Below are 26735 nucleotides of genomic sequence, written 5' to 3'. Positions count from 1 at the left end.
GCAGTTCCTGCTGCGCGCCACCGGCTCGTGTGGATCCCCTCCGGTCCTAGCTTCGGCAGGGCCGGCGCGCCGCAGCGCCACCAGATGAGAGGCGCTGCCGATGTCCGCCCGTGCCGCGTCCCGGTCCGCTGTCCGGGGGCTGTCCCGCGCGGCCGTCGTCCCGGTGGCCCTCCTCGCCGCGCTGGCCGTCGGTGTCGCTCCGGCCGTCGCCGCACCCGGCCTCACCGTCCCGCTGGACCCGACCCAGGTCGACGTCCTGCTCTTCCCGGTGGAGAACTACGCCGACGTCCCGGTGCCCGAGGACGGAGCCGCCGACAGCGAGTGGTACACCCCGGTGGAGGTGGAGTGGGGCGGCGCGGTCGTCGTCCAGGTGCCCAGCGTGCTGGACGCCGCGGACGCCTCGGTCACGCTGCTCACCGGCGCGTCGATGGACGACGAACCGACGCGCACGCTGTCGACGGACGCCGACGGCCCCGAGCACCTCGACGTCACCGACCTCGGGGACGGCGCGCTCCGGGTCGGACTCCCGGACGACCCGACCGGCGGACCGGTCGGGATCCTCACCGTCGACGGCCTGACCGCGAGCGATCCCGCGGTCGTGGTGACCACGCTGCCCTATCTGCTCGGGTTCACCGGCCTCGGCACCTCCGCGGTGACGGTCGAACCGCAGCTGGGCGCGTTCTCCGCGCTGCCCTGCCCTGTCGACGCGGTGGACCCCGCGGCCTGCACCCCCTACCCGGCCACCGCCGGCGGCACGGTGACGCTCACCGTGCCGGACGGCTCGCCGCTCCGTTCCCTCGGGCTGGGCCGGCTCGACGACGTCGAGGTGGCACTGGTCCCCTCCGCCCCCGCGGACGAGTACGACTCCGAGTACGACCGGGGCTACTCCGACGGGTACGAGGCCGGTTACACGGAGGCGCACGGCGAGGGCTACGGCGAGGGCTACGGCGCCGGCCACGGACAGGGGTACTCCGAGACGGACGAGGGCTACGACGCCGGCTACGCCGACGGTCAGGCGGACGGTCGCTCGGACGGCTCGGCCGACCAGGGCACCAGCAGCACCGAGGACCCGGCCCCGGTCGTGGCGTCGCTGGCCGACGTCCTGACCAGCACCGCCGGCCCGGCCGGTGACGGCTCGCCGGCCTCGGCCATGGCAGCGGTCACCGAGGTCGTCACCGCCGTCGGCGACGTGGCCGACCTGGGCACCCCCGCGGCCGCGCCGGCGCCCGGTGCGCCACCGGCCGGCGGCCCGGACACGGCGGCCGCGTCGGTCGCGGCGGCGGAGACCGACGCCGCGGCCGGCGGCGTGGACAGCACGGACACCACCGAGACCCTGCTGACCGAGCCCACGCTGCTGCCGGTCTCCGGCACGGCGTCGGACGCCACCGTCACCCTGCCGGCCGACACCGCGCCCGGGGCGTACGAGCTGGTGCTGATCGAGGGCGACGACCCGCTGGCGCCCTCGTCCGTCGTCGTCCTCGCCCTGGACGTCGCGGCAGCGCCGGTCGTGGCCGCCGTGGCGCCCGCCTCCGCCGCACCGGCCGCGCCGGTCGTCAACGTCGGGCTGCGCTCGGAGACCGGCTGGGAGGAGGAGCGCCCGGCCTCGCCGCTGGTCGCCGTCGGCGCGGCGGCTCTGGTCGTCGCCGCGCTCGGGACCGTCGCGGTCCTGCGGCCCCGCCGGCGGGACGGGCTCGACACGGCCGGCGGGAGCCCGCTCAGGTGACCCGGGCGCGCTCGGTCGGGTAGGCCAGGTGGGCGTCCTCGGCGAGGACGTCCCGCAGCCGGGCCATCGCGTCCCAGACGTCGACGAACCGGGTGTACAGCGGCGCCGCGCCGAAGCGCACCCGGTCGGGGGTGCGGAAGTCCGGGACGACGCCGCGGTCGACCAGCGCCTGGGTCAGCTGCCATGCCTGCGGGTGGGCGAGGCTGACGTGCGAGCCGCGGCGGGCGGCGTCCCGGGGGCTGGCCACGGCGACGCCGTACCCGGTCAGCCACTCGTCGGCCAGCCCGACCAGCAGGTCGGTCAGCGCCGAGCCCTTCGCGGCCAGCCGCTCGATCCCGGCCTCGGCCACCAGCCGGGCGCCGACCTCGACGGCGGCCATCGCCAGCACCGGCGGCGTGCCGACGGCGAACCGGTCGACGCCGTCCGCCGGGTCGTAGGCGGCGCCCATGGCGAACTGGTCGCGCTGGCCGAACCATCCCCAGATCGGCTGCCGGAGCTGGTCCTGCAGCTCCTGCCGGACGTAGAGGAAGGCGGGGGCGCCGGGGCCGCCGTTCAGGTACTTGTAGGTGCAGCCGACGGCGAGGTCCGCGCCGGCGGCGTGCAGGTCGGCCGGCACCGCGCCGGCGGCGTGGCTGAGGTCCCACAGCACCAGCGCGCCGGCGTCCCGGGCCAGCCGCGTCACCGCGGCGAGGTCGACCAGCGCGCCGGAGCGGTAGGCGACCTGGGACAGCACGACGACGGCGACCCGCTCGTCCAGCGCCGCGGCCAGCACGTCGAGGTCCAGGCCGGTGTCGATGTGCGCCTCCACCTCGCGCACCGTCATGCTGCGGGCGGCCGCGACCCCGGCCACGACGTACCGGTCGGTGGGGAAGTCGTCCGCGCAGCAGACCAGCACGTCCCGGCCCGGCCGGGCGTCGGCCCCGGCGACCAGCAGCTTGTAGAGGTCGACCGACGTGGAGTCGCCGACCAGCACCTCCCCCGGGCGGGCGCCCAGCACGCCCGCGGCCAGCACGTCGCCGATCCGCCGCGACCGGTCGACCCAGTCCCGCCAGGAGCCGACCAGGCCCCGTCCCCACTCCTGCTCCACAACCCGGGCCACCGCGGCCGGGGTCTCGACCGGCAGCCGGCCCAGGGAGTTGCCGTCGAGGTAGAGCAGCCGGTCGGGGCCGTCGTCGTCGGCCCCGGTGAACCGGGCGCGGAAGCCGGCCAGCGGATCGGCGTCGTCGCAGGCGGCGGCCGCGGCGCGGGTGAGGTCCATGCCGCCCATCATCTCCCGATCCCCCTGGGGCTTTCGGTACCGAAAGCCCCAGGGCTAGCGTCCGGCCGGTGACCCCGCCCAACGGCACGCAGCTGCACGACCTCACCGCGCTGGAGCAGGCCGCCGCCGTGCGGGCGAAGGAGGTGAGCCCCACCGAGTTGGTGGAGCACGCCCTGGCTCGGATCGAGGCGCTGGACCCGGGCCTCGGCGCGTTCATCACCGTGACCGCCGACCGCGCCCGGACCGCGGCCGCGGCGGCCGACCGTGCGGTGCTCGACGGCGGCAACCTCCCGCCGCTGCACGGCGTCCCGACGGCGATCAAGGACCTCAACAACACCGCCGGCGTCCGGACGACGTTCGGCTCGGCGGTGCTGTCGGAGTTCCGGCCGGACGTGGACGACGCCGTGGTCACCGCTCTGGCCGCCGCGGGGACGATCAGTGTCGGCAAGACCAACACGCCCGAGTTCGGGTTCCCCTGCTACACCGACAACGACGTCGTGGGTCCGGCCCGGAACCCGTGGGACACCCGCCTGTCGGCAGGAGGGTCCAGCGGCGGGGCAGCGGCCGCGGTCGCCGCCGGGCTGGTGCCCTTCGCCCAGGGGTCCGACGGCGGTGGCTCCATCCGCATCCCGGCCGGCGTCACCGGGCTGTTCGGCATCAAGCCCAGCCGCGGCCGGGTCAGCAACGCGCCCTACAACTCCGAGGTCACCGGACTGGGCGTGCAGGGGCCGCTGGCCCGCACCGTCCGGGACGCCGCCGCGATGCTCGACGCGATGGCCGGGCCGGTGACCGGTGACCCGTTCTGGGCGCCGCCGCTGCCGCCGGGGCAGACGTTCCTCGGCGCGGCCGACCGCCCGCCGGGCCGGTTGCGGGTCGGCCGCTACCTCGACTCGGGCATGCCCGGCGCGCAGCTGGACCCGGAGGTGCGCGCCGCCGTCGAGGACACCTCCGCCCTGCTGGGCGGCCTCGGGCACGAGGTCGAGGACCTCCCCGGGCCGCCGCTGACCCCCGGGGTGTTCGAGGCCTTCGAGGTGGTGTGGGCGCTGTCGGCGACGACGCTGCCGGTGCCCGAGGCGGCGGTGCCGCAGCTGCGTCCCCTGACCCGGTGGATGCGGGACCGCGGCCTGGCGCTGAGCGCCAAGGACGCCATGGAGGCGATGTTCACCCTGCGGCTGTTCGCCCGGCGCTTCATCCAGTCGACCAGCGGCTACGACGTGCTGCTGGCCCCGGTGTGCACGATGACCCCGCGCCCGCTGGGCTGGTTCGACGCCGACGGGGACGCGGCCGCGGACTTCGAGCTGCAGAAGCGCTACGCCGCGTTCTCCGCCGTCTACAACGTCACCGGCCAGCCGGCGGTCAGCGTGCCGCTGGGCTGGACCGCCGACGGGCTCCCCGTCGGGTCGATGCTGGTGGGGCGGCCGGCGGACGAGGTGACCCTCGTGGCCCTCTCCGCCCAGCTCGAGGAGGCCCGGCCCTGGGCGCACCGACACCCGCCGGGCTGGTGACCGCCTGCGCGGGCCGGTGATCGTCGGCCCCGCTAGATTGTCGGCATGTCCGTGATCGAGACCGTGCTCGTCTACGGCGTCATCCCGCTGGCGGTCTTCCTCGCCCTCGCGGTCGCGACGCTCATCCCCGGCCGGGGCAGGGACAAGACCCGCTACCGCCCCGGGCAGGAGTGGGAGCACGAGCCCGTCTGGTACGAGCCGCACCCCGAGGCCGCCGGTGTGCACGGCGGTGGGCACGACGACCACGCCGGCAACGGCGCCGGCCGGCCGGGCCTGGGCGCGACCGCCGCGGCCCTGACCATCGGCGAGCACCCGCACGAGCCGGCCGCCCCCCGGCGGACCGCCGCCGGCGGCGCCCGTGGGACCTGGTGACCCGGCGATGAGCACCGCAGCCTCCTCCGCCGGCTCCACCCCCTCCGGGCCGCAGCAGCGCGCCGCCGTCCACGACCCCTCGTCGCGCGACCGCACGCTCCAGGACAGCACGCCCGGCGGCGGGGGCACCGCCCTCATGTCCCAGCACAACGCGGACGGCGACAGCGCCACCCGGGAGAGCCTCGGCTCGGTCACCGACGAGACGCACTCCGGGCCGTTCTCCTTCCGCGACCTGGCGCGCATCGACGAGGCGCTGACCATGTCCTCGCGCGAGACCGGGCTGTTCATCACCCTCTACGTGGGCGACCTGGGCACCGACACCCGGGCGACCGCCGAGGACCTGCACGGCCGCTCGGGGACCGATCCCAGCACCAGCGTGCTGGTGGCCCTCTCGCCGGCGCAGCGGGTGCTGGAGATCGTCACCGGGACCGCCGCCGCCCGCCGGCTGCCCGACCGGGCCTGCGCGCTCGCCGTGCTGTCGATGACCGGCCGGCTGGGCTCCGGTGACCTGGTCGGCGCCATCGTCAACGGCCTGCGGCAGCTCTCCGACGCAGCCGGCCACCCGTCCAACCGGCACCACCACTGAAAGGACCCCCTGCCCCCCACCGCTCGCAAGCTCGCGGCGGGACCCTGCAGGGGGCCTGACCCCACCGTCGCGAGCTCGCGGCGGGACCCGGGACGGGGCCACGGCCCTTGCACGCTCTCCTGCTGCGTTGCACGTGTCGTAGCGCGTGCGGCGCAGCAGAAGAGCGAGCAAGGCGACCCCGGACGGCGCCGGCTGTCGGCCGTCAGCCCGCGGCGGCGTCCTTCTCGCGGGCGCGCAGGGCGCGGGCCACGCCGTCCCGGCCCTCGGACACCAGCCGGCGCAGCGGCGCGGGGGCGGAGTCGTCGGCCAGCCAGGCGTCGGCCGCCTCGAGCGTGCGCGGCTCGACGATCTTGGGGAACAGGTACTCCACGGCGTTCTTCGCGATCTCGCCGGGACGGCGCTCCCACATGGCCGCGATGTCGGCGAAGTACCGCTCCACGTAGGGGGCGGTGAGCTCGGTCTGTGCCGGGTGCCAGAAGCCGGCCACCATCGCCTCGTGCACGGCGTTGGCGATGGTTTCGTCGGTGAACGCCCGCTCCCAGGTCTCCGCCTTGGACTCCGCCGTGGGCCGCAGCGCCCGGGCGGTGGCGGCCCGGCGGACGCCGGTCGCCGTGGCGTCCCGCGCGGCCTCGGCGTCGATCTCGGCGTCCCCGGCCGCGCCGATGGCGACCAGGCCGTTGAGGAAGGCCCAGCGGGCGTCGGCGTCCACGGCGAGCCCCTCGACCGTGAGCGACCCGTCGAGCAGGCCGCGCAGCGCGGCCACGTGCTCGTCGCTGCGCGCCGCGGCGGCCAGCGTCCGGGACCACTGCAGCTGGGCGTCGCTGCCCGGCTCGGCGGCGTGCAGCGCGGCCAGTGACTTGTCGGCCAGCAGGGTCCAGCCGGTCGGCGCCCACCGCGGGTCCGCGTAGGAGGCCAGCGCGGCCTGCACCCGGGCCAGCAGCGACTGGACGACGCTGATCTCGCTCTCCGCGTCGACGCCGGCCAGCACCAGCTGCACCCAGTCGCGGGCCGCCAGCTCGCCGTCGCGGGTCATGTCCCAGGCGGCCGACCAGCACAGGGCGCGGGGCAGGGAGTCCGGCAGCGCGCCGATGCCGGACCGCAGCGTGGCCAGGGACCGGTCGTCGAGCCGCAGCTTGGCGTAGGTGAGGTCGTCGTCGTTGACCAGCACCAGGTCCGCGGCCGGGTGCCCGATCAGCTCGGACACCTCGGTCTGCGGGCCGGCGACGTCCAGCTCCACCCGGTGCGTCCGGGTCAGGCCGTCGGGACCGGCGGTGTAGAGGCCGACGGCCAGCCGGTGGTCGCGCAGCACCGGGTGCTCGGGGACGGCGGTCTGCAGGATCGCGAAGTCGTTGTACCGGCCCTCGCCGTCCAGGGTGTACACCGGGCGCAGGGTGTTGACCTGGCTGGTCTGCAGCCACTGCTGCGACCACTCCGACAGGTCCCGGCCGGTGGCGTCCGACAGCGGGCCGAGCAGGTCGGCGAGGGTGGTGTTGCCGTACTCGTGCTTGCGGAAGTAGCGGCGGATCCCGGCCAGGAACTCGTCGCGGCCGACGTAGGCCACCAGCTGCTTGAGCACCGAGGCGCCCTTGGCGTAGGTGATCCCGTCGAAGTTCACCTCGACCGCCGCCACGTCGACCATGTCCGCCGCGATCGGGTGCGTGGAGGGCAGCTGGTCCTGGGCGTAAGCCCAGCTCTTCTCGGTGTTGGCGAACGTCGTCCAGGCGGTCGTGTACTCGGTCGCCTCGGCCTGGCAGAGCGTGGAGATGTAGGTGGCGAAGGACTCGTTGAGCCACAGGTCGTCCCACCAGCGCATGGTGACCAGGTCGCCGAACCACATGTGCGCCAGCTCGTGCAGGATCGTCTCCGCCCGCCGCTCGTAGCGCGCCCGGCTGGTCTTGGACCGGAAGACGTAGTCCTCCAGGAACGTCACCGCGCCGGCGTTCTCCATGGCGCCGGCGTTGAACTCGGGCACGAAGAGCTGGTCGTACTTGTCGAACGGGTACGGGTAGTCGAAGACCCGGTGGTAGAAGTCGAAGCCGGCCTTGGTCACGGCGAAGATCTCGTCCGGGTCCAGGTGCTGGGCCAGCGACGCGCGGCAGTAGATGCCCAGCGGGATCCCGTCGTGCAGGTCGGTGACCTTGGCGTAGGGCCCGGCGACCAGGGCCACCAGGTAGGTGGACAGCCGCTTGGTGGGCGGGAAGTGCACCAGCTGCGCACCGGCGTCCCCGGCCTCCAGCGTGCGGTCCCCGGTGTTGCTGATGACCTGCCAGTCGAACGGCGCCGCGACGTGCACGGTGAAGGTCGCCTTGAGGTCGGGCTGGTCGAAGCAGGTGAACATCCGCTTGGCCTCGGCCGGCTCGAAGTGCGAGTAGAGGTAGACCTGACCGTCCTCCGGGTCGACGAAGCGGTGCAGCCCCTCGCCGGTGCGCGAGTAGCAGAAGTCGGCGTCGACGACGAGCTCGTTGTGCTCGGCGAGGTCGGGGAGGACCAGGCCGTGCTCCTCGGTGTACCCGCTGACGTCGAGCTCGGTCCCGTTGAGCGTCGCCGACCGCACCCGCTGGGCGACCAGGTCCACGAACGTCTCCGCGCCGGGGGTGCGGGCGTCGAACCGGATGGTGGTGACCGTGCGGAAGGTCTCCTCGCCGGGATGCCCGTGCCCGTCGGTCACGTCCAGGAAGAGGTCGTAGCTCTGGACGGCCAGCAGTGCGGCGCGGGCTGCGGCGTCATCACGGGTCAGGTTGGGTACGGACACGGCGCAAGGTTCCCACGGGCCGACGACGGTCTCGCCCGGTGTCCCCGCCCGCGCCTGCGGGAATGCCCCGCCGGGGGTGGGCCTTGCTCGCAGTCAGCGGGGCCCGCGCCGGTCGGTGCGGGCCCGCCCATGGACGAGGACGAGGAGTTCCACCGATGACCGAGGCAGTGAAGGCCGGCCCCGTGAAGGCACGCGTCGACTTCTGGTTCGACCCGCTGTGCCCGTGGGCGTGGCTGACCAGCCGCTGGGTGCTCGAGGCCGCGAAGGTCCGCGACATCGACCTGCACTGGCACGTCATGTCCCTCGCGGTGCTGAACCGGGGGCGGGACCTGCCGCCGGACTACCAGGAGATGATGACCCAGGCCATCGGCCCGGTGCGGGTGGCGATCGCGGCCGCCCAGCAGCACGGCGAGGAGGTCCTCGGCGACCTGTACACCGCGCTGGGCACGGCCCGGCACCACGACGGCCTGGAGCTCGACCAGATCGTCGCCCCGGCGCTGGAGAAGGTCGGCCTGCCCGCCGAGCTGGCCGAGGCCGCGCACTCGACCGAGTACGACGAGGCGCTGGAGAAGAGCCACCACGAGGGCATGGACCCGGTCGGTGACGACGTCGGCACCCCGGTCATGCACATCGACGGCGTGGCCTTCTTCGGCCCGGTGATCAGCAAGGTGCCCACCGGCGAGGACGCCGGGAAGGCCTTCGACGGCGCCGTCCTGCTGGCCAACCTGCCCGACTTCTGGGAGCTGAAGCGGACCCGGACCTCCGGCCCGGACATCGACTCCGTCCCCGCCGACACCCTGCAGCTCACCGGCACCTCGTGACCCGCGGGCTCCTCCGGGCTCGAGCACGCGTGCTCGAGCCCGGAGGAGCACGGGTCCCGGCGGCGCGGCACCATGGCGGGGTGCCGCGCCCCGTCCGTCAGCGCATCTTCGTCACCGGCGCCAGTGCCGGCCTCGGCCGGGGCATGGCGCAGGCGTTCGCCGCGCGCGGCCGGGACCTCGTCCTGGTCGCCCGGCGGTTGGACCGGCTCGAGGAGCTGCGGGCCGAGCTCCTCGCCGCGTCCCCGGGGATCCGGGTGGTCGTCGGCCGGCTGGACGTCGACGACCCCGACGACGTGGCCCGGGTCGTCCCCCAGCTCGCCGCGGAGCTGGGCGGCATCGACCGGTTCGTCGCCAACGCCGGGATCGGGAAGGGCGTGCCGGTCGGCGCCGGGGGAGCCCGGACCAACCGCCAGGTGCTGGTCACCAACGTGCTGGGCACGCACGCCTGCTGCGAGGCCGCTGTCGCGCTCTTCCGCGCCCAGGGCGCCGGGCACCTCGTGGTGGTCTCGTCGGTGGCGGGCGTGCGGGGGATGGGCGGCACGAGGACGGCGTACGCCGCCTCCAAGGCCGCCGACGCCGTGCTCGCCGAGGGCATCCGCGCCGAACTGCTGGGCTCGCGGTCCACCCGCCGCATCCGGGTGACGACCGTGCACCCCGGGTTCATCGCCACCGACATCAACGTCGGACGGCGCGGCCCGCTCACCGTCGACCTGGACACCGGGGTGGCCGCCCTGACCGCGGCCGTCGAGCGCGAGCCGGTGCGCGCCTACGTGCCGGAGTGGCCGTGGCGCCCGGTCGCCGGCCTGCTCCGCGTCCTGCCGCTCCCACTGGTGCGCCGGCTGGGCTAGGGCCTCGGCTCACCAGCAGATCCGCATCGGGCGGCCGCGGGTGTCCGTCGTCCCGTCGCCCACGCACTCGGCGGTGCCGTCGGCCAGCCGCTGCGCCGACCACGCCGCCGCGCAGGCGTCCAGCGCGTCGACCAGCGGCACCCGGGGCGGCGCGCCGGCCAGCGCGGCCTCCACGTCCATGACCGCGCGCAGCGCGCCGAGCCGCTGCACCGAGCCGCGGGCGGCGCCCTTGGCGTCCCGGACGGCGGCGTCCAGCGCCCGGAAGGCCAGTTCCGGGTGGACCTCGACGACCCGGTCGTCGGGCGGGTCGCCGAGGGCGTCGTCGAGCTGCCGGATCGCCGCGACCAGCTGGTAGGTCTGCGCGGACGGCGCGCGCGCCCCGTCGGTCGCCGTCCGGCTGAGCTCCCGCGCGTGCGCGTAGTCGCGGGCCGCCAGCACGGCCCGGACGGGCGAGGGGAAGACCGACCCGGCGGCGCCGGCGCCCCTCAGCCGGTGGCGGGCCGCCTCGTCGCAGGCCCGGACGCCGTCCTCGGACAGGCCGATCGGCATGTCGATCGCCACGACGGCGACATCCGGGACGGCGAGCACCGCGACGGCGTCGGGGAGGGCCAGCAGCCGCACCGAACGGCCCTCCAGCAGGGCCCCCACCCAGGCGCCGCGCCAGCCGTCGACCCCGAGCACCGCCACCGGGGGAGCCTGACAGACTCGGCCGCATGCGCGTCTTCCTCGGCACGGACCACGCCGGCCTGGACCTGAAGTCCCACCTGCTGCAGGCGCTGGCCGACGCCGGCCACGAGCCGGTCGACTGCGGGGCGTTCGAGTACGACGCCCAGGACGACTACCCGCCGTTCTGCTTCGAGGTCGGTGAGCGGGTCGTCACCGAGCCGGGCAGCCTGGGCGTGGTCATCGGCGGCTCGGGCAACGGCGAGCAGATGGCCGCCAACAAGGTCCCCGGCGTCCGGGCGGCGCTGGTCTGGAACCGGGAGACCGCGGAGCTGGCCCGGCAGCACAACGACGCCAACGTGGTCTCCGTCGGCGGGCGTCAGCACAGCGTCGAGGAGGCCACCGAGCTGGTGCTGACCTTCCTGGCGACGCCGTTCAGCGGCGACGAGCGGCACGTCCGGCGCATCGGGCTGATCGGCGACTACGAGCGCGACCGGCACCGTCCGGCCGGCGGCCTGCCCACCCGGGACCCCGACCTGCCCCGCTGACCCGGGACGGCCCGTGCCGGCGGGCGGACGGGTCCTCGGGCTCAGAACTCGTCCGGGCACCACGGGGTCACCGGCCAGGAGAAGGCGGTCGAGGCGAGGGTGACCGCCCCGGGGCTCACCTCGGTCACCCGGCCGGCGGCCTGCAGCGTGCCCAGCGAGACCCCGCCCAGGTAGGCCGCCGACAGCTCCTCGATGCCCAGCACGATGTCCGGGTCGCGGTCGGTGCGGTCGCAGAACGCGCCCGCCGGGTGCCCCCAGAGGTGCCAGCGCCCGTCGTTCCAGTCACAGAAACGATCGCGCACCTCGAACACCAGGTCGATCCGGGCCGGGTAGCGCCGGGCCGACAGCGCCCGGCCGACGTCGACCAGCCGGACCCACAGCGCGTCCACCGGGGCGGAGTGCAGCGCCCGGGGGTCGGCGAGCAGGTGCCGCAGCGGGTCGTCGGCCGAGGCCATCGGCGCGCGGACGGTGCGCATCAGGTCGACCGACAGCAGCAGCCGCCACAGCGCCGCGTAGGCCGCCGGTGTCAGCGCGCGCACCTCCTCGACGGTGAGCGTGCCGTCGGGCTCGCTGGTGTCGGTCCAGGACGACTTCACCCGGTAGCGCGCGTAGCCGGTCACGGTGCCGTCGGCCTCGGTGTGCAGCAGGAGCTGACGGGGCGGACCGCCGTCCCGCTGCTCGGGGTCGTCCCGCATCAGCCGGTCCCACCACCGCCCGTCCCGGGCGAGGTTGCCGGGCACCGACCGGCGGACCGCCTCGTACAGGCCGACGGCGCACTCCCGGAACTCCTCGGCGTCGACCAGCCGGACCGTGCCGCCGCCCGGAGCGACGTCGGGGCGCAGCCGGAGCCGGTCGGTGGCGCCCTGCCAGCCGCCGCGCCAGCTCGCCGGCGCGTAGCCGAACCGGCCGTAGATGGCGGACTCCGCGGCCCACAGCGCGGCCACCGGCTCCCGCTCCTGCTGGTGGATCTCGTCCAGCTGCCGTCGCATGATCGCCGTCAGCACGCCCTGCCGGCGGTGCGTCGGGGAGACGGTCACCCAGGTGATGCCGGCGGTCGGCACCACCGCACCGGGGACGGTCATCTCCAGGCTGTAGATCCCCGCGGTCGCCGCCACCAGGTCCCCCTCGAACAGCCCCAGCGAGCGGTCCAGCTCGGCCACCGGAGGAGGCTCGTCGAGGTAGGGACCGGTGGCCGCCTGGGCGAAGACGGCGGTCATCGCCCGGACGAAGCGCGGCCACTCCGGGGCGGTGACGGGGCGCAGCTGCGCGGTGGGATCGGGCACGGGAGCTGTCTACCGGGTGGGCACGACGGTCCGCCAACGAGTTGCCCGTCGCGCCGGGCCGTTCTGTCGGTGGTCGCTGCCACCATCGCCGCATGACGGACGGGCGTCCCATCGGGTGGTGGGTGAAGCGGCTGGACGAGCTCCTCGAGCAGGCGGTCGACACCGCCCTCGCCGGCGACGGGCTCACCCGCCGGCACTGGCAGGTGCTGCACGCGCTCGGTCCCGGCGGCGCATCCGAGGCGGACCTCCAGGCCGCGCTGGCGCCGTTCGGCGGGCCCGTCGACGTGCGCGCCGTCCTGGCCGAGCTGGCCGAGCGGGGCTGGGTCACCCGCACCCCGGCCGGCCGGCTGGCGCACACGGCGGCCGGCCGAGCCGCCGACGGCCGGCTCCTCGACCGGATCGGGCACCTGCGCCGCCAGGTCACCGACGGGCTCACCGCCGAGGAGTACCAGCGGACGGTGGCGGCGCTGACCCGGATGGTCCGCAACGTCGAGCGGGCCCTCCCCGGCCGACCGGCCCCGCAGCCGGTGCGCTGACCGTGGCCGCCACCCCGGACGACGTCCGCGCCATCGCGCTGGCCCTGCCCGAGGCCACCGAGCGCCCCGCCTGGGACATGGCCTGCCTGCGGGTGCGCGACAAGGTCTTCGCGTCCATGCCGCCACGAGAGGACTGGGTGGCCGTCCGGCTGGCGCCGGGGGAGAACACCGGGCTGGCCGCGGAGCGCCCGGACGTCTTCTCGGTGCCGCACCACTACCGCAACTCGACCATGGTCGTCGTCCGGCTGGCCGCCGTGGACCGCGCCGAGCTCGCCGAGCTGCTCACCGAGGCCTGGCGGCTCCGGGCGCCGGTGCGGCTGCGCGCCGCCTTCGACACCGCGGCGCCCGGCGTGTCCCGCCGGTCGGGTGGACCCGGGGCCGCGACCCCTTCTGGACTGTCGGTGCCCTCCGGCAGGATCGACCACGACGGCGGATCTGGGGAGGACGCGCGATGACCGGAGTGATCGAGCAGCAGGTGGGGGCCGGCCCGGCCGCCGAGCTGGAGCCGCGGCTGGCCGAGCACCGGCGGGAGCTGACCGGCTACTGCTACCGGATGCTGGGCTCCTCCTTCGACGCCGAGGACGCCGTCCAGGAGACGATGATCCGCGCCTGGCGCTCGCTGGACCGGCTGGAGGGCAGGGGCGCGCTGCGCTCCTGGCTGTACCGGATCGCCACCAACGTCTGCCTCGACGCCCTCGACGGCCGCAAGCGGCGGGCGCTGCCGGTCGACATGTCGGCCGAGCCGTCCGCGCCGGTGGAGTCCTCGCTGTCCGGCGTGCTGCCCGACGGCGCCTGGGTCGAGCCCGCCCTGGACCGCCAGGTCCTGCCCGTCGGCGGCGACCCGGCCGACGTCGCCGTGCAGCGCGACTCGGTCCGGCTGGCCTTCGTCGCGGCGCTCCAGCACCTGCCGCCCCGGCAGCGGGCGGTGCTGATCCTCCGCGACGTGCTGCGCTGGCGGGCCGACGAGGTCGCCGGCCTGCTGGGGACGACGACGGCCGCGGCCAACAGCGCGCTGCAGCGGGCCCGGGCCACGCTGGCCACCCATCAGGCCGCGGAGTCCCGGCCCGCGCCGGAGCTGGCCGACGAGAACGCCGACCTGCTGGCCCGCTACCTGGACGCGTTCGAGCGCTACGACGTCGACGCCTTCGTGGCGCTGCTGGCCGAGGACGCGGTCCAGGACATGCCGCCGTTCTCCATGTGGCTGCGCAGCGCCGCCGACATCGGCCGCTGGATGCTCGGGCCGGGCCGGGAGTGCGAGGGCTCCCGGCTGCTGCCGGTGTCGCTCAACGGCAACCCCGGGTTCGCGCAGTGGCGGCGCAGCCCGGACGGCGGCTTCCAGCCCTGGTCGCTGCAGGCGCTGGAGATCTTCGGCGGCCGGGTCGTCCGGATCACCTCCTTCCTGGACACCCGCCTGTTCGCCCTGTTCGGCATCCCGGAGGTGCCGCCGGAGCGATGACTGCGCGGGCGCCGTGGGGGCGGTGACCGTGCGTCACCAATCGCCCGAACGGGGGACTACGGCCGGGTTACCTGGCACCGCACCGGCGTGGGAACCTCGTCTCCCGCGCCGCCGGCGCCCGCCAGAGAGGCCAGCTTCCCCATGGTCCCGCTACGCCTGGTGCACCGTGCCTGGCTGCTCCTCGGCCTGGTCGCGGCTCTCGTCCTGGGGGTCCTGCCCCACTCCCCGGCGCACGCAGCGGTGGAGTGGTCCGGCCCGGTCCGGCCGGTCTACGCGCCGGCCGGGGAGGGCACGTACGCCTACGCCGCCTCGACGGTGTCCGAGGGCGGCCGCAGGCACGTCTTCTCCTGCCACAGCAGCGCGGCGGGGGAGATCCGGGACAGCATCTGGCTGACCGAGGTCGCCGGCGACGCCGTGCAGTCCAGCCGGATGGTGCTCGCCCCGTCGGCGAGCGGCTGGGACAGCCGGCACACCTGCGACCCCAGCGTGGTGGCCGGCCGCTTCTCCTACGCCGGGGTCACCTACGGCTTCGCGATGTTCTACCTGGGCACGGACCGGGACAACGTCAACAACCAGATCGGCGTCGCCTTCGCCGCGAGCCTGGACGGGCCGTGGGTGCGGTACCCGGACCCGGTCGTGTCCCTCCCGGCCGGCGCCGAGGCGACCTGGGGTGTCGGCCAGCCCTCGGCGGTCACGCTGGACCCCGGGGCGGGGGAGGTCCTGCTCTTCTACACCGACGGCACCGGAGACACGGGCGGGTACCGGTCCCTGCTGGTGCTCGGCGACATGGCCGAGCCCCAGGTGCACCGGGCGCGGCCGGTGACCACCGCCGGCCTGGGCGGGGACGTGCTGCGCAACTTCGACGTCGCCTACGACCGGCGGGACGACCGCTTCTACATGGTCCGCGAGGCCGGGCCCCGGCCGGCCGAGTCGCCGACGAACATCAGCGTCGGGGTGGAGGTGGACAGCATCGCGGGTGCCGACCTGCGCAGCGGCTCCGGGGAGTGGCGACGGGAGAACGCGATCACCCCGGAGACCAGCGGCTTCCCGCGGAACCACAACCCCGGCCTGGTGCGCACGGTCCACGGCAGCGTGCCCGCCGGTGGGGGCCTCGACGTCGTCTTCAGCCGCTCCGCCCTCGGGCCGTTCCCCGAGACCCTGCACAGCTACGACCTCTGGTCGCTGCACGGGACGATCACCGACGAGTCCGAGCGCCCGGCGCGGAGCGGTTCCCGCCGGTCGGCGCTCTGACCCAGTCGCTCAGCCGCCGACCGCGGGCTCGGAGTCGTCGTCCCGGACGGCACGCAGCAGCGCGGCCGCGCCGTCCGCGTCGTCGAGGTACAGGCTGATCCGCCGTACTGCGGTCTCGCGGGCGCGTCCCCGGAGGCCGGGCGCCGTCACCGGACGGGCCAGCTCCAGGTCCAGCGTCGTCCCGTCCAGCGACGGCAGGTGCAGCGCCCCGTCAGCGACGCTCGGCCAGAGCCCGACCACGCCGATCCGGCGCCGGACGACGACCTGGGCGACGTCCCGCAGGTCGAGCGCGACCACCTCCTGCACCCCGCAGCGCAGGTGCAGCCGGCCCCGCGCGACGTGGTGCGGGTAGGCGGTGCGCGAGAGCACCAGACCGAGGACGGCGACCAGGCCGTAGAGGCTGAGCACGAGCAGCAGGTCCCGCAGCCAGTCGACCGGGACGAGCAGGTGCAGCACCACGGTCTCGACCGCGGTGACCACCACGAAGGCCACGACCGTGCCCGCGAGCCCCCGGCCGTAGGTCAGCAACACGCCGCCGGGCGGGTCGGTCCGCCGGCGGGCGGTCAGCCAGAGCGCGCGCAGGGTGCGGGCCTCGCCCGCCGCGAGCCGGACGGGCGTCGTCCCGACCAGTCGCTCCCAGGCGGCCCGGCGACCCAGCCCCTCCGCCCGCGACCGCCGGACGGCGACCGCCGTCGCGACCGCGACGGCTCCCGAGCACGGCACCTCGACGCAGAGCGTGAGCAGCAGGACCTGGCGGCCGGACAGCACGCCGGTCGCGTAGAGCACCACGTCGAGCAGCACGACGGGGACGGTGACCGCCAGCGCGGCCCGGTGCACGACCGGGCTCACGGGTTCGACCGCTCGACGATCTCCAGGCACCGGCGCTGTGCCGGCGGGAGGGTGTCGAGATAGGCCCGGTACAGCGCCTGGTTGGCCGACCCCGGGTCGATGGACTCGCCGCCCGGGGCGGTGGCCGCCAGGGCCGCCATCCGGGCGGCGACCTGCTCGACGGCCGGGTCGTCGGGCCGGCGGTCGGCCAGCGCCTCGAAGAGCGCGGCGAGCTCCGCCATCTCCGCCGAGGTCCCCGGGTCGCTGAACACCGCCTCCATCGACTCGGCCACCGACTCGGCCCGGTCGGCCGGCAGGGCCGCGGCGATCGCCTCCCAGGCCAGCCGCTCGGCGTCCGCGCGGGACGGGTCGGCCTCCAGTGCCCGGGCGATGCTCGGTGGCATCGCCACCAGGTGCGCCAGCCGCAGGTCGTCGCCCCGGGCGAGCATCTCCTCGATGCCGCGCCGCCGGGCGTCCAGCCGGGCCTGCTGCTCCGCGATGTCACGGAGGAGCTCCTCGAGCACCGTCCGCAGCTCCGCTCCGGTGCTGTCCCGCAGCGCGTCCGCCACCTCGGGCAGCGACAGGCCGGTCTCGGCCAGCCGGACCGCGCGGATCAGCAGCAGGACGTCGGGCAGCTCGTACTCCCGGTAGCCGCTCGGGCTCCGGGCGGGCCCCGGCACGACGCCCACCTGGTGGTAGTGCCGGATGGTCCGGGTGGAGACGCCGGCCAGTCGGGCCACCTCGCCGATCAGCATCATGCGGTCATCGTCGACGTTGACGCTGCGTCAAGGTCAAGTCCTCCGGCGACGTGTCGCCGGAGCCTCCGCTACCGGGCGCCGAAGCGCCGGTCACCGGAGCAGGCGTCCGGCGGGACCGCGCCGCCGCGGCGGATCTGGTGGGCGATGACCCGGGCCACGCTCGTCCGCTGCCACCGCAGGCCGGCGGGAGTGCGCGCGCCCTCGGCGTTGAGCGCGGCGGCGATGGCGGCGGCGGACGCCCCGCGGGCGTGCAGTTCGAGCAGCCGCTTGAGGCCGTGCACCACGCCGGAGTCGCGCGGGGGCCGCGTCGTCCGGGCGTCCCCGCTCGCGTCGCTGCCGGTCCCCAGCGGGTCGGTCCACCCACGTCCACCGAGCAGCGCGGACACCGGGACGGCGGGACCCCACAACCAGCCCTGCGCGGTGACGCAGCCCAGCTGGCGGAGGACGGCCGCCTGCTCCTCGGTCTCCACCCCCTCGGCGACGACCGCGACCTGCAGGGCCCGGGCCAGGTCGACGATCCAGGCCACGATGGCCGCGGCGTCCCGCTGCTCGGTGATGTCGGTGACGAAGCCGCGGTCCACCTTGAGCGCGGAGATCGGCAGGTCCCGCAGGTGGGCCAGCGAGCTGTAGCCCGTGCCGAAGTCGTCCATCGCCACCCGGAACCCCTGGTCACGCAGCCGGCTCAGCAGCTGGGCCGCGACCACGGCGTTCTCCATGATCGTCGTCTCGGTGATCTCCAGGACCAGCTGCCGAGCCGGCACCCCGGTCGCCCGGGTCCAGGTCAGCAGGTCGTCGAAGACGACGGTGTCGGTGAGGTTGGCGGCCGACAGGTTCACGGCCATGTAGGCCTCCGGGGGCACCACGCCGGCCGCGCGGAGCTGGGCCATGTCGGTCAGCGCCTGCCTGATGACCCAGCGGTCCAGCTTGGGGGCGAGGCCGGTCAGCTCGGCGACACCGACGAAGGTGCTGGGCGGGACGGGGCCGCGCACAAGGTGCGTCCAGCGCGCGAGCGCCTCCGCGCCGACGACGGCTCCCGACCGCAGGTCGACGATGGGCTGGTACTCCAGGTGCAGGCTGTCGTCGCCGAGCGCTGTCCGCAGGTCCGCCGCCAGCGCGTACCGCTCCGCCACGTCCTCGCCCAGCGCCGGCTCGAACACGTGCACCCGTCCGCGGCCGGCGCCCTTGCCGGCGTGCACGGCGGTGTCGGCCTGCCGCAGCAGGTCCGTCGCCGCGACCGCCTGCTCGGCCGGCGCGACGGCGACGCCGATGGACGCCGTCACGTGCACCGGGGCGCCGTCGATCTGGAAGGGCTCGGTCAGGGTGTTGAGCAGGTAGCGGGCCAGGGCGTGCGCCTGGTGCTCGTCGGTGTCCGCGCAGACGACGACGAACTCGTCGTCCCCGAAGCGGGCGACGGTCTCCTGGCCGGACACGGCCGCGCGCAGCCGCGCGGCCACACCGGCGAGCAGCTGGTCACCGACGCCGTGCCCCCGGGAGGCGTTGACCATCCGGAAGTGGTCCAGGTCGACCAGCAGGACGGCGGTCGACCGCTCCGCCCCGGCCAGGACGTGCGTCAGCCGGTCGACGAGCAGCGCGCGGTCGGGGAGCCGGCTGAGACCGTCGTGCGCCCCGGCCGGTCGGGCCTCGTCGGCGGCCGGACCCGCCGCGCCGTCCACTGCGCCGGGGTCGTGCCCGGCAGCCCCGTCGGACCTCTGCTGTGCCCTGGCCACGTGCTGCTCCTGCGCTCTCGCGGACCCGGCGCGCGACTGCACACCGGTCGTCCCTCCATGCTCGGCAGCCGGGCGGGGCGTCACCAGGTGCGCCTGTGCCAACCTCCTGGTGCGGATGCACTAGGCGGGTGGGCGGCGCGGGGTGGGGAGCGGGGGTGCGCCTCAGGCGCCGTCGACGAGGCCGTCCCGGACGGCGATCGCCAGGACCTCGAGCTTCGAGTGCGCCCCGAGCTTGGCGGACAGGTTGGCGACGTGGTTCCGGACGGTGTGCACGCTGATCGTCAGCCGGGCGGCGATGTCGGCGTTGGACAGCCCCCGCGCGAGCAGGTCGAGGATCTCCCGCTCCCGCTCGGTCAGCTCGGTCGCCCGGCCGCCGCCGGCCTGCCGGTGCAGCCGCGGCAGCAGGCGGGTGAGCAGCGTGGCGCTGACCACCGACTCGCCCTGCGCGGCTGCCCGCACGCCGGCGAGCACGTCGTCCAGGCGCTGCGTCTTGGCGATGAACCCGGCCGCACCGGCCTCCATGGCGGCGACCAGGACCCGGTCGGAGGCGGTGGCGGTCAGCACGACGATCCGCGCGGAGGGCCGGATGCCGTGCAGTCCGGCGATCGCGGACACCCCGTCGCCGTCGGGCAGCCGGTGGTCGAGCAGGACGACGTCCGGGGTGGCCGTGGCCATCAGCTGCTGCGCCTCGGTGACCGTCGTGGCCTGTCCGACGACGAGCAGGTCGGGCTCGGACTGCAGCGCCTGGGCCAGGCTCGCGGCGAACATCTGGTGGTCGTCCACGACCAGGACCCGGACCGGACCGGGTGAGGGCCCGGTCGTCGGGTCGGACCTGATCACGTCCCGAGTCTGGCACGTGCCCATGGCGACCGACGGCGAGGAGCCTGGCGCGCCTGGTGCATCGGCACCAGGCCGGGCGGTGCCCGGGCATCAGGACATCCACTGTCCGGTGCGGCAGCCTCGACCCTGTGCCGACGCCAGGTCCCGGTGAGATCGCCGTCGTCGTGGCCGACGACGACCCCGAGGTGGGCGACGCCCTGGCCGGGCTGCTGGAGCAGGAGCCGGACTTCTGCGTGGTCGAGCAGGCGGCCACCGGCGACGACGCGGTGGCGGCCGCGCGCGAGCACCGCGCCGCGCTCGTCCTGGCCGACGTGCGCATGCCGGGCGGGGGCCCGGAGCTGGTCCGGCGACTCGTCGCGCTGCCGCACCGGCCGGTCGTCGCGAGCTTCTCAGCGCAGGCGGACCCGACGACGTGGACGCGGGTGCTCGCCGCCGGCGCGTCGGCCTACCTGCTCAAGGGGGCCGTCGCCTGTGACCTCCCGGTGCTGCTCCGCCGGTGCATGCAGGGCCACCTGGTCGTCGGGGTGCCGGGCGCGGCCGACGTCCTCCGCCGCCTGCTCCCTCGCTGACCGGACGCCCGCGGGCGGGGTGCCGGTCGCTCCTGCTGCGGACGGCACGGGGAGGAAGAAGGACACGGCCGTGCCGACGCCGTCCGGGCCCGGTCCGGAGCGCCACCAGCCGCCGGAGGCCAGCGCGCGGTCGCGCATCGCCACCACACCGGAGTGGCGGCGGGTCGAGCGGGCCGCCGGCGGCAGCCCGGCCCCGCGGCCGTCGTCCACGACGTGCACCTCCACGCCGTCCTCGGTGGCGTCGACGGTCACCGTGACCGTGTCGGCCTGGGCGTGCTTGCGGGCGTTCACCAGGGCCTCGCGGGCGATCCGGTACGCGGACACCCGCACCTGTTGGGGGAGCTCGGCCTGCCGCCGGTCCTCGACCGACCACGTGACGCCGGAGTCCTCGAAGACGTGGGCGGCGGCGTCGCGCAAGCCGTCGGCCAGCGAGGCGTCGAGGACCGGGGTCTCCAGCTCGAACAGCAGGTGTCGCAGCCGGACGCTGGCTCCGTGGACGGCGTCCATCACCGTCTCGACGCGGGCGGCCTCGTCCGGCGCCCGCTGGCGCAACCGGTTCCGCAGGGCGCCCAGGCGCAGGTCGACGGCGGCGAGCGCCTGGATGGAGTCGTCGTGCACGTCGGCGGCGATGCGCGCCCGCTCGTCGTCCTGGGCCTCGACGAGTCGCTCGCTGAGCGCGCGCTGGCGGGACTCGGTGAGCACCCGCAGCTCCTGGAAGGTCAGCGCGGTGCGCCCGACCATGAGGACGCCGGCGGTCAGCGCCAGCACCGCGGCGAGCCGGTCGACCCCGCCCTGTGTGCCGTGGAAGAGCAACCCGAGGACGGCGAGGCCGCACAGGCCGGGCAGGGCGAGGACGCTGACCCCCTCGAGGTCCACGGGATGGGACTCGGTACGGCGCAGGGAGGCCAGCGCCGCGCCGGCCAGCAGCAGGCGGGCGATCAGCCAGCCCAGGTCGACCGGCTCACCGCCGACGTAGGCGTCCCGGGCCACCAGTTGCGCGTAGAACGCGTCGGTCACGAAGAAGGTCACGAACGACGCACAGAGCAGCCACCAGGACGGTCCGGCGTTGCGGCCGAGGACGGCGAGGGCGGCCGCCGCCAGCGCCAGGAGGAGCAGGTCGGCGAGCGGGTAGGCGGTGGTCAACGTGGCGAGGCCGGCCTCGCCGAGCGGCACGGTCGCGCCGGCGACGTAGTTCTCGGCCAGGGCGGCGGCGGTCAGGCCGGCGATGAGCCCGTCCAGCGAGAGGCTGGCGGGCATGCTGCGGGCCCGGCGGCGCAGCCGCAGGACCAGCCCGACGGCCAGCAGGGTGTAGAAGAGCAGCCATCCGACGTGCGCCCAGGTGGTGGGCGGCATGGGGTCCAGGAGCCGGTAGTAGGCGAAGTAGGTGAGGCTGCCGGCGAAGGCGGCGATCAGCCCGGCGGTCATGAACAGCCAGGCCGCCCGGTCGCTGCGGTCGACGAGGACGCGGAGGACGAGGACCAGGATGACCAGGGCGTCGACGGTCATGTTGAGCCACCAGTCGATGGCGGCGGAGTAGCCCGGCGTCGGCCGGATGCCGGGGACCAGGGTGACCGCGTAGACCGCTCCGAGGACCAGCATCAGCCAGGTGGTCGTGCGCAGCAGCGAGGTCGTCGAACGCGGCACGTCGCCTCCGCATCTGCCGCTGGGCGGGCGGCTCTCCGGACCGGGGACGTCGTCCGCACCACTGCCGGGGGGCTGTCCGCCAGGCTCTCACACGCCGCCCGGCCGGCCGCCGAGGACCGACGACGAGGATGGACTCCTCCTCCGTCACGGTCCTAGCCTCATCACCGTCCGGGCGGTCGAGCCGTTTCGTGGCATCTGACGCGACGATCCGACACACAGGGAGCGCGTCGTGACAGCAACCCCCGATCACCGGTCCGGGAGCGGTCTGGCGGTGTCCCACCGACGCGTGTCCTCGCTGACGAGCCGCGCCGGCCGGGAAGGAGTGGCGGCGAGGTGGGTCGGGGCCGTCGTCCTGGCCGTCGTCCTGCTGCTGGCCGGCTGTACGTCGTCACCGCCGACCACCTTCTCGGGAGGGCCATCGTCCACGGCGGCCACGAGCCCGGCGGGGCCACCGACGCCCGGGACGGGAACGCCCACGCCGGACCACGTGGTGGTCGTCGTGTTCGAGAACGAGGACGCGGGGGACGTCGTGGGTGCCGGCGATGCCCCGTACCTGACCTCGCTCGCCGGGACCGGGGCCACGTTCACCGACGCGCACGGGCTCACCCACCCCAGCCAGCCCAACTACCTCGCACTCTTCTCCGGCTCGACCCACGGCGTGCAGGACGACAGCTGCCCCGTGGACCTCACCGGACCGAACCTGGCAAGCCAACTGGCCGACGCCGGCCTCACGTTCGTCGGCTTCTCCGAGGGACTCCCCAGGCCCGGCTTCACCGGCTGCAGGGCCGGCGACTACGCGCGCAAGCACAACCCCTGGGTGGACTTCACCGACCTGCCGGCCTCGGTCAACCAGCCACTGAGCGCGCTCCCCGATGACTACGCACAGCTGCCCACCGTCGCCTTCGTCGTCCCGGATCTGTGCAACGACATGCACGACTGCGGCGTCGCCGCCGGTGACGCCTGGGCTCGGGAGCACCTGCGCGGCTACGTCGACTGGGCACAGACGCACAACAGCCTGCTCGTCGTCACCTTCGACGAGGACAGCGGGACCGACGCGAACCGCATCGCCACGTTCCTCGTCGGGCCGATGGTCGCCGCCGGCCCGAGCGACGAGCACATCGATCACTACGGCGTGCTCCGCACCCTGGAGGACATGTACCAGCTGCTGCCCCTCGGTGAGGCTGCGAGGGCCGAGCCGATCACCGGCGTCTGGACCGACCCGGGCACACCACCTCCGCCCGCGACCACGCACCGCTGACCCGGTGGCCGGCCGAGGCCCTCGGCCCGGGCGGTGCCGTACGCGTCGGTGAACCTGTGTCAGCTCACGACACCGTCGACGACGCTCGTGGTCACCAGACCTGGGAGGCGCCGGTCGTCACGTCCGCCGTGGTCTGCGCCAGGTGCGTCCGTGCCCACAGGGCGGCCGAGGTGCGGTCGCGGACGCCGATCCGCTGGAAGACGTTCGTGAGGTGCGCCTTGACGGTGCCCTCCCGAATGCCGAGAACCCGGGCGATCTGCTTGTTCGCCATGCCGCGCCCCACCAGGGTCAGCACCTCCTGCTCGCGTCCGCTCAGGGTCGGGCCCGCCGCAGGGCGGGACCGCGCGTGCAGCATGGTCCGGGCCACCCGGGGGTCGATGGGGGAGTGACCCCGCGCCGCCGTCCGGATGGCGTCGAGGAGGCCGCCGGGATCGGTGTCCTTGAGGACGTAGCCGATCGCGCCGGCGTTGAGGGCCTCGGTGACCCGTTGCTGGTCGGAGAACGAGGTCAGCACCAGCACCTCGACGCCCGGGTGCTCGGCGGTGATGCGGCGGGTGGCCGCCACGCCGTCCAGGACCGGCATCGACAGGTCCATCAGGACCACCTGTGCCGACGTGTCCGCCAGCGCCCGGAGTGCCTGCGCGCCGTCGGCGGCGGCGCCGACGACCCGCATGTCCTCCGACGCCGAGATGATGCCGACCAGACCCGTCCGCAGCAGCGCGTGGTCGTCCACGACGAGGACGTCGATCACCGCCGCGGCACCTCCAGCCTCAGCCGCGTGCCCGCTCCCGGCGCGGTCTGCACCCAGAGGCAGGCACCCGCGGCCTCGGCGAGGTCGGTGAGCACGTCCAGACCAAGGTGTCCCCGGTGCGGCCTGCGCAGCGTGGCCGGCAGGTCGAAGCCGGACCCGTCGTCACTGATCTCCAGGACCAGCCGGTCCGGCCGCTCGGTCACGGTGACGTCGACGACACGTGCGGCGGCGTGCTTGGCGACGTTGAGCAGCGCCTCCTGAGCGGTGCGGAAGACCAGCGTCGCGGTGACCAGCGGGATGTCCGCCTGTTCCGGGACGTCGATCCGGACCTCGATGCCGCGGGGCCGCAACCGGTTCGCCAGGTCGGCCAGTGCCGGGAACAGCCCGGCCCGCTCGAGGTGCGGCGGGTAGATCTCCACCAGCAGTGACCGCAGGGAACCGACCGAGTCCCGAAGCGCCGTCGCCGCCTGGTCAAGGACCTCACCGACGTCCTGGGCCGGGCGCCGGCCCGACGTGTCCCGGAGCTGGTCCGCCGCACCGGCGACCAGGAGGGACGAGGCGGAGACGTCCTGCACGATGCCGTCGTGCAGGCTGCCGGCGATGCGCCGTCGCTCCTCGGTGGAGGCGTCCATGGCCCGCGCCTGCAGCACCTCCCGCTCCCGCTCGGCGATCCGCAGCTGGCTGACCATCCGGCTGGCCAACGGCAGCTGCATGGCGAGCAGGACCAGCAGCACGGTCGCCGAGATGGGCGCGATCCGGAGCCAGATGTCCATCTGCCGGGCCGTCGCCTCCCGGTACGGGGAGTACGTCTCCAGCAGCACCAGGTCGCCTGCGGGCGTCCGGATCTGGCGGTAGACCTCCAGGAGCTTGCCGGCCGCTGGCTCGAACTGGTTCTCCGGGCGGCTGAGGTCGCTGAGCTCGGCGCGGGTCTCGCCGTCCCGCAGCGTCAGGACGTCGTCCTCGCTCAGCGGGAAGCGCGCGCCGATCAGGCGGGGTTCGTCCGAGTAGACGATCCGCCCGTCCGGCGTCCAGATCTTGACCCGGATGACGGACGCGGCGGCCAGCCGGTCGCGGAGCACCACGTCGAGGTGGTCGACGGCGGACGTGCTCCCGGTGAGCAGGCCCTCCCGGAGGTTGGGCTCGACGACCAACGTGGCGAGCAGGTCCGTCGCATGACGGGCGTCGGCGATCGCCTCGTCGCGGGCCGCCTGCTGGCTCGCCCAGATGCTGGCCGCCAGCAGCAGTGCGACGGCGAGCAGGTTGGCCAGCACGAAACGACCGACGACACGTCCGGCCGAGGGCAGCGGTGGCCGGGGACGCCGCGGCACGGAGCCGTCGACGAGGCTGGTCCACGCGGACCCGCTGTCAGCCACCCGGGGCTGGGACATCGTCATCCAGCGCGCCGTTCCGCCACCACGGCGTACCCCTGTCTCCCGGATCCGGCCCGGCCCGGGGGCGGTACGGCGTACTCGACCAGGCCGTTGTGCCACCCGCGTGAGCGCTCCGCAAGGAGCAGCGGTCGGACGGCGTGGAAAGCAACCCGTGCGGGGGAGTGCGGGCTCCGCGGGGGAGTCGTACGACGAACGGCCAGTGGCTGCTGCCACCGGCTCCGTCCCAGGGTGTGGGTCGCCCGTCCACACCGAGGAGGACCCATGACAGACCCGGACCCCGGTCGCCGCCGACCGCGCGTGGCCCACCGCTGGCGCAGTGCGCTGGTCGCCCTCGCCCTGCTCGTCCCGGCGGTGGCCCTCGCCTCGCCGGCGCAGGCCGCGTCGTCCAAGGCCTGCGAGAACGGCGGGTACCAGCTCGTCAACGCCGCCACGGGGGCGGTCGTGGCCAGCGGCCGCACGAGGGACCGGGTGCAGATGACGATCCCCGCCGCCGGTCTCGGCGACCGGTTCATCGTCCGCGGGGTCCACCAGCAGTTCGTGGTGCGGGCCAGCGACTTCGCGGTCTTCGACCACCTGTTCACCGGCGCGCCCAACCGGGAGCGGATGGTGACGGCTCCGACCGTCGTCTGGGAGAGCAAGGTCCCCGACCACCGTGGCCTGACGCTCGGCAGCGCGATCAGCGTCCAGTTCGACCGGGAGGCGATCCGGCTGGGCCGCACCGGGACCGGCCTGTCGATGAAACTCCAGAGCAAGGACTGCGCTCAGGGCGGCATCTTCCAGATGGAGCCCGAGCGCGGGGACGGCACCCGCACCCGGATCGTGCACACGCTCGGCGGGCAGTCCTTCTACTTCGACAACCCGAACTTCCGTGCCCGGATCGGCCAGTTCCTCGGCTCGACGTGCACCGACGTGCGGACCGGCCCGCCAGGCGACTTCTGCGTCCAGGTGACCGCCCGGGTCAAGATCGCCAACGACAGCCCGGCGGCCCGGAACCTGGTGGCGCGGGACAGCGCCCAGGTGGCCACCCGTATCGATCAGCCGGAGTGCCACGCGGTCGACCCGGCCCTCCCGCCGATCCCGCGCTGCGGCAAGCAGTCGATCTGGGACGTCGCCAGCGGCGGCCGGATGGGCTTCGTGACCCGGGAGGACGCCGTGGAGGTGGCCAACCCGTCGACCACCTGCGTCCAGGACTGCCAGGCGCAGAACCAGGTGCGCGGCCGCCTGGCGGTGCTGGGGTTCCCCTCGCCGGTCCCGCAGGGCAGCCGGCTCACCCCGCCGACCGCTCCGCTGGGCGACGTGCCGCTGACCGCTCCCTGACCGACCCTCTGGACGAAGGGCTCCTCCCGCCGGCCGGCGGGAGGAGCCCT

General features: G+C 75.1%; 24 protein-coding genes and 1 pseudogene. 14 read left to right on the top strand and 11 right to left on the bottom strand.

Features of this window, described 5'->3' with window-relative positions:
- Positions 1-100 precede the first annotated feature (100 nt).
- A complete protein-coding gene (locus ACWIX6_RS17100; protein WP_448613632.1) occupies positions 101-1723 on the top strand; it encodes a hypothetical protein in 1623 nt (540 codons plus the stop codon).
- On the opposite strand, the gene kynU is transcribed toward ACWIX6_RS17100, so the two are convergent.
- Positions 1716-2981, bottom strand: a complete 1266-nt coding sequence (gene kynU, locus ACWIX6_RS17095) for a kynureninase (protein ID WP_448613631.1) — start codon at positions 2979-2981, stop codon at positions 1716-1718. The two genes, ACWIX6_RS17100 and kynU, sit on opposite strands and share 8 nt — an antisense overlap.
- Positions 2982-3049: 68 nt before the next feature.
- On the opposite strand from kynU, the gene ACWIX6_RS17090 reads away from it, so the two are divergent.
- Genes ACWIX6_RS17090 through ACWIX6_RS17080 form a run of 3 tightly spaced genes read left to right on the top strand, consistent with a single transcriptional unit; the run spans position 3050 to position 5444 of the window.
- Entirely contained in the window at positions 3050-4486 is a 1437-nt protein-coding gene (locus ACWIX6_RS17090) for an amidase (protein WP_448613630.1), read from the top strand.
- A 45-nt stretch (positions 4487-4531) separates the two neighbouring features.
- A complete protein-coding gene (ctaJ, locus tag ACWIX6_RS17085) occupies positions 4532-4858 on the top strand; it encodes an aa3-type cytochrome oxidase subunit CtaJ (RefSeq protein WP_448613629.1) in 327 nt (108 codons plus the stop codon).
- A 7-nt stretch (positions 4859-4865) separates the two neighbouring features.
- On the top strand, positions 4866-5444 hold the full coding sequence (locus ACWIX6_RS17080; protein WP_448613628.1) for a DUF5130 family protein: 579 nt from the start codon (positions 4866-4868) through the stop codon (positions 5442-5444).
- Between the two features lie 202 nt (positions 5445-5646).
- On the opposite strand, the gene pepN is transcribed toward ACWIX6_RS17080, so the two are convergent.
- Complete coding sequence (pepN, locus tag ACWIX6_RS17075; RefSeq protein WP_448613627.1) at positions 5647-8196, bottom strand: aminopeptidase N; 2550 nt, start codon at positions 8194-8196, stop codon at positions 5647-5649.
- A gap of 155 nt (positions 8197-8351) precedes the next feature.
- Here pepN and ACWIX6_RS17070 point away from each other — a divergent pair, with 155 nt between their 5' ends.
- Complete coding sequence (locus ACWIX6_RS17070; protein WP_448613626.1) at positions 8352-9017, top strand: mycothiol-dependent nitroreductase Rv2466c family protein; 666 nt, start codon at positions 8352-8354, stop codon at positions 9015-9017.
- Between the two features lie 80 nt (positions 9018-9097).
- Positions 9098-9865 (top strand): SDR family oxidoreductase, encoded by a 768-nt coding sequence (locus ACWIX6_RS17065; protein ID WP_448613625.1) that lies wholly within the window; start codon positions 9098-9100, stop codon positions 9863-9865.
- Between the two features lie 9 nt (positions 9866-9874).
- Here the strand turns inward: ACWIX6_RS17065 and ACWIX6_RS17060 are convergent, their stop codons facing one another.
- Positions 9875-10552: a DUF429 domain-containing protein gene (locus ACWIX6_RS17060; RefSeq protein WP_448613624.1), complete on the bottom strand. Its 678-nt coding sequence runs from the start codon at positions 10550-10552 to the stop codon at positions 9875-9877.
- A 26-nt stretch (positions 10553-10578) separates the two neighbouring features.
- Here ACWIX6_RS17060 and ACWIX6_RS17055 point away from each other — a divergent pair, with 26 nt between their 5' ends.
- The gene (locus ACWIX6_RS17055; protein ID WP_448613623.1) at positions 10579-11076 is read left to right on the top strand and encodes a ribose-5-phosphate isomerase; all 498 of its coding nucleotides are present in this window, start codon (positions 10579-10581) and stop codon (positions 11074-11076) included.
- Between the two features lie 41 nt (positions 11077-11117).
- On the opposite strand, the gene ACWIX6_RS17050 is transcribed toward ACWIX6_RS17055, so the two are convergent.
- Positions 11118-12359 (bottom strand): GNAT family N-acetyltransferase, encoded by a 1242-nt coding sequence (locus ACWIX6_RS17050; protein ID WP_448613622.1) that lies wholly within the window; start codon positions 12357-12359, stop codon positions 11118-11120.
- A gap of 92 nt (positions 12360-12451) precedes the next feature.
- Between ACWIX6_RS17050 and ACWIX6_RS17045 the strand changes: the two genes are divergently transcribed.
- From ACWIX6_RS17045 to ACWIX6_RS17030, 4 genes are all read left to right on the top strand, one after another.
- Entirely contained in the window at positions 12452-12895 is a 444-nt protein-coding gene (locus ACWIX6_RS17045; RefSeq protein WP_448613621.1) for a MarR family winged helix-turn-helix transcriptional regulator, read from the top strand.
- Between the two features lie 2 nt (positions 12896-12897).
- Positions 12898-13350, top strand: coding sequence for an MmcQ/YjbR family DNA-binding protein (locus tag ACWIX6_RS17040; protein ID WP_448613620.1), 453 nt, complete (start codon positions 12898-12900; stop codon positions 13348-13350).
- On the top strand, positions 13347-14351 hold the full coding sequence (locus ACWIX6_RS17035; protein ID WP_448613619.1) for a sigma-70 family RNA polymerase sigma factor: 1005 nt from the start codon (positions 13347-13349) through the stop codon (positions 14349-14351). The genes ACWIX6_RS17040 and ACWIX6_RS17035 overlap by 4 nt, the downstream gene beginning before the upstream one ends.
- Before the next feature lie 141 nt (positions 14352-14492).
- A complete protein-coding gene (locus ACWIX6_RS17030; RefSeq protein ID WP_448613618.1) occupies positions 14493-15602 on the top strand; it encodes a hypothetical protein in 1110 nt (369 codons plus the stop codon).
- A 9-nt stretch (positions 15603-15611) separates the two neighbouring features.
- On the opposite strand, the gene ACWIX6_RS17025 is transcribed toward ACWIX6_RS17030, so the two are convergent.
- From ACWIX6_RS17025 to ACWIX6_RS17010, 4 genes are all read right to left on the bottom strand, one after another.
- Entirely contained in the window at positions 15612-16451 is an 840-nt protein-coding gene (locus ACWIX6_RS17025) for a hypothetical protein (RefSeq protein WP_448613617.1), read from the bottom strand.
- Complete coding sequence (locus ACWIX6_RS17020) at positions 16448-17188, bottom strand: MerR family transcriptional regulator (RefSeq protein ID WP_448613616.1); 741 nt, start codon at positions 17186-17188, stop codon at positions 16448-16450. The genes ACWIX6_RS17025 and ACWIX6_RS17020 overlap by 4 nt, the downstream gene beginning before the upstream one ends.
- A 68-nt stretch (positions 17189-17256) precedes the next feature.
- Complete coding sequence (locus tag ACWIX6_RS17015) at positions 17257-18915, bottom strand: putative bifunctional diguanylate cyclase/phosphodiesterase (RefSeq protein ID WP_448613615.1); 1659 nt, start codon at positions 18913-18915, stop codon at positions 17257-17259.
- Between the two features lie 162 nt (positions 18916-19077).
- Entirely contained in the window at positions 19078-19755 is a 678-nt protein-coding gene (locus ACWIX6_RS17010; RefSeq protein WP_448613614.1) for a response regulator, read from the bottom strand.
- Positions 19756-19883: 128 nt separating this feature from the next.
- Between ACWIX6_RS17010 and ACWIX6_RS17005 the strand changes: the two genes are divergently transcribed.
- On the top strand, positions 19884-20324 hold the full coding sequence (locus ACWIX6_RS17005; RefSeq protein WP_448613613.1) for a response regulator: 441 nt from the start codon (positions 19884-19886) through the stop codon (positions 20322-20324).
- A 57-nt stretch (positions 20325-20381) separates the two neighbouring features.
- On the opposite strand, the pseudogene ACWIX6_RS17000 reads toward ACWIX6_RS17005, so the two are convergent.
- Positions 20382-21065, bottom strand: a pseudogene (locus ACWIX6_RS17000) (sensor histidine kinase); the annotation flags it as partial.
- A gap of 1390 nt (positions 21066-22455) precedes the next feature.
- On the opposite strand from ACWIX6_RS17000, the gene ACWIX6_RS16995 reads away from it, so the two are divergent.
- Positions 22456-23226 carry an alkaline phosphatase family protein gene (locus ACWIX6_RS16995; RefSeq protein WP_448613612.1) on the top strand — a complete coding sequence of 257 codons (771 nt, stop codon included), beginning with the start codon at positions 22456-22458 and terminating at the stop codon, positions 23224-23226.
- A 91-nt stretch (positions 23227-23317) separates the two neighbouring features.
- Here ACWIX6_RS16995 and ACWIX6_RS16990 read toward each other — a convergent pair whose 3' ends face one another.
- Together ACWIX6_RS16990 and ACWIX6_RS16985 are read right to left on the bottom strand one after the other, a co-directional pair.
- Positions 23318-23977 carry a response regulator gene (locus tag ACWIX6_RS16990; protein ID WP_448613611.1) on the bottom strand — a complete coding sequence of 220 codons (660 nt, stop codon included), beginning with the start codon at positions 23975-23977 and terminating at the stop codon, positions 23318-23320.
- Positions 23974-25371: a sensor histidine kinase gene (locus ACWIX6_RS16985; RefSeq protein WP_448613610.1), complete on the bottom strand. Its 1398-nt coding sequence runs from the start codon at positions 25369-25371 to the stop codon at positions 23974-23976. The genes ACWIX6_RS16990 and ACWIX6_RS16985 overlap by 4 nt, the downstream gene beginning before the upstream one ends.
- Positions 25372-25629: 258 nt before the next feature.
- On the opposite strand from ACWIX6_RS16985, the gene ACWIX6_RS16980 reads away from it, so the two are divergent.
- The gene (locus ACWIX6_RS16980) at positions 25630-26685 is read left to right on the top strand and encodes a hypothetical protein (protein ID WP_448613609.1); all 1056 of its coding nucleotides are present in this window, start codon (positions 25630-25632) and stop codon (positions 26683-26685) included.
- The last annotated feature ends 50 nt before the right edge of the window (positions 26686-26735 follow it).

Source organism: Modestobacter sp. URMC 112 (assembly GCF_053502575.1).
The sequence above is the reverse complement of the archived record's forward strand: the minus strand, read 5'-3'. Positions and strand labels throughout refer to the sequence as shown.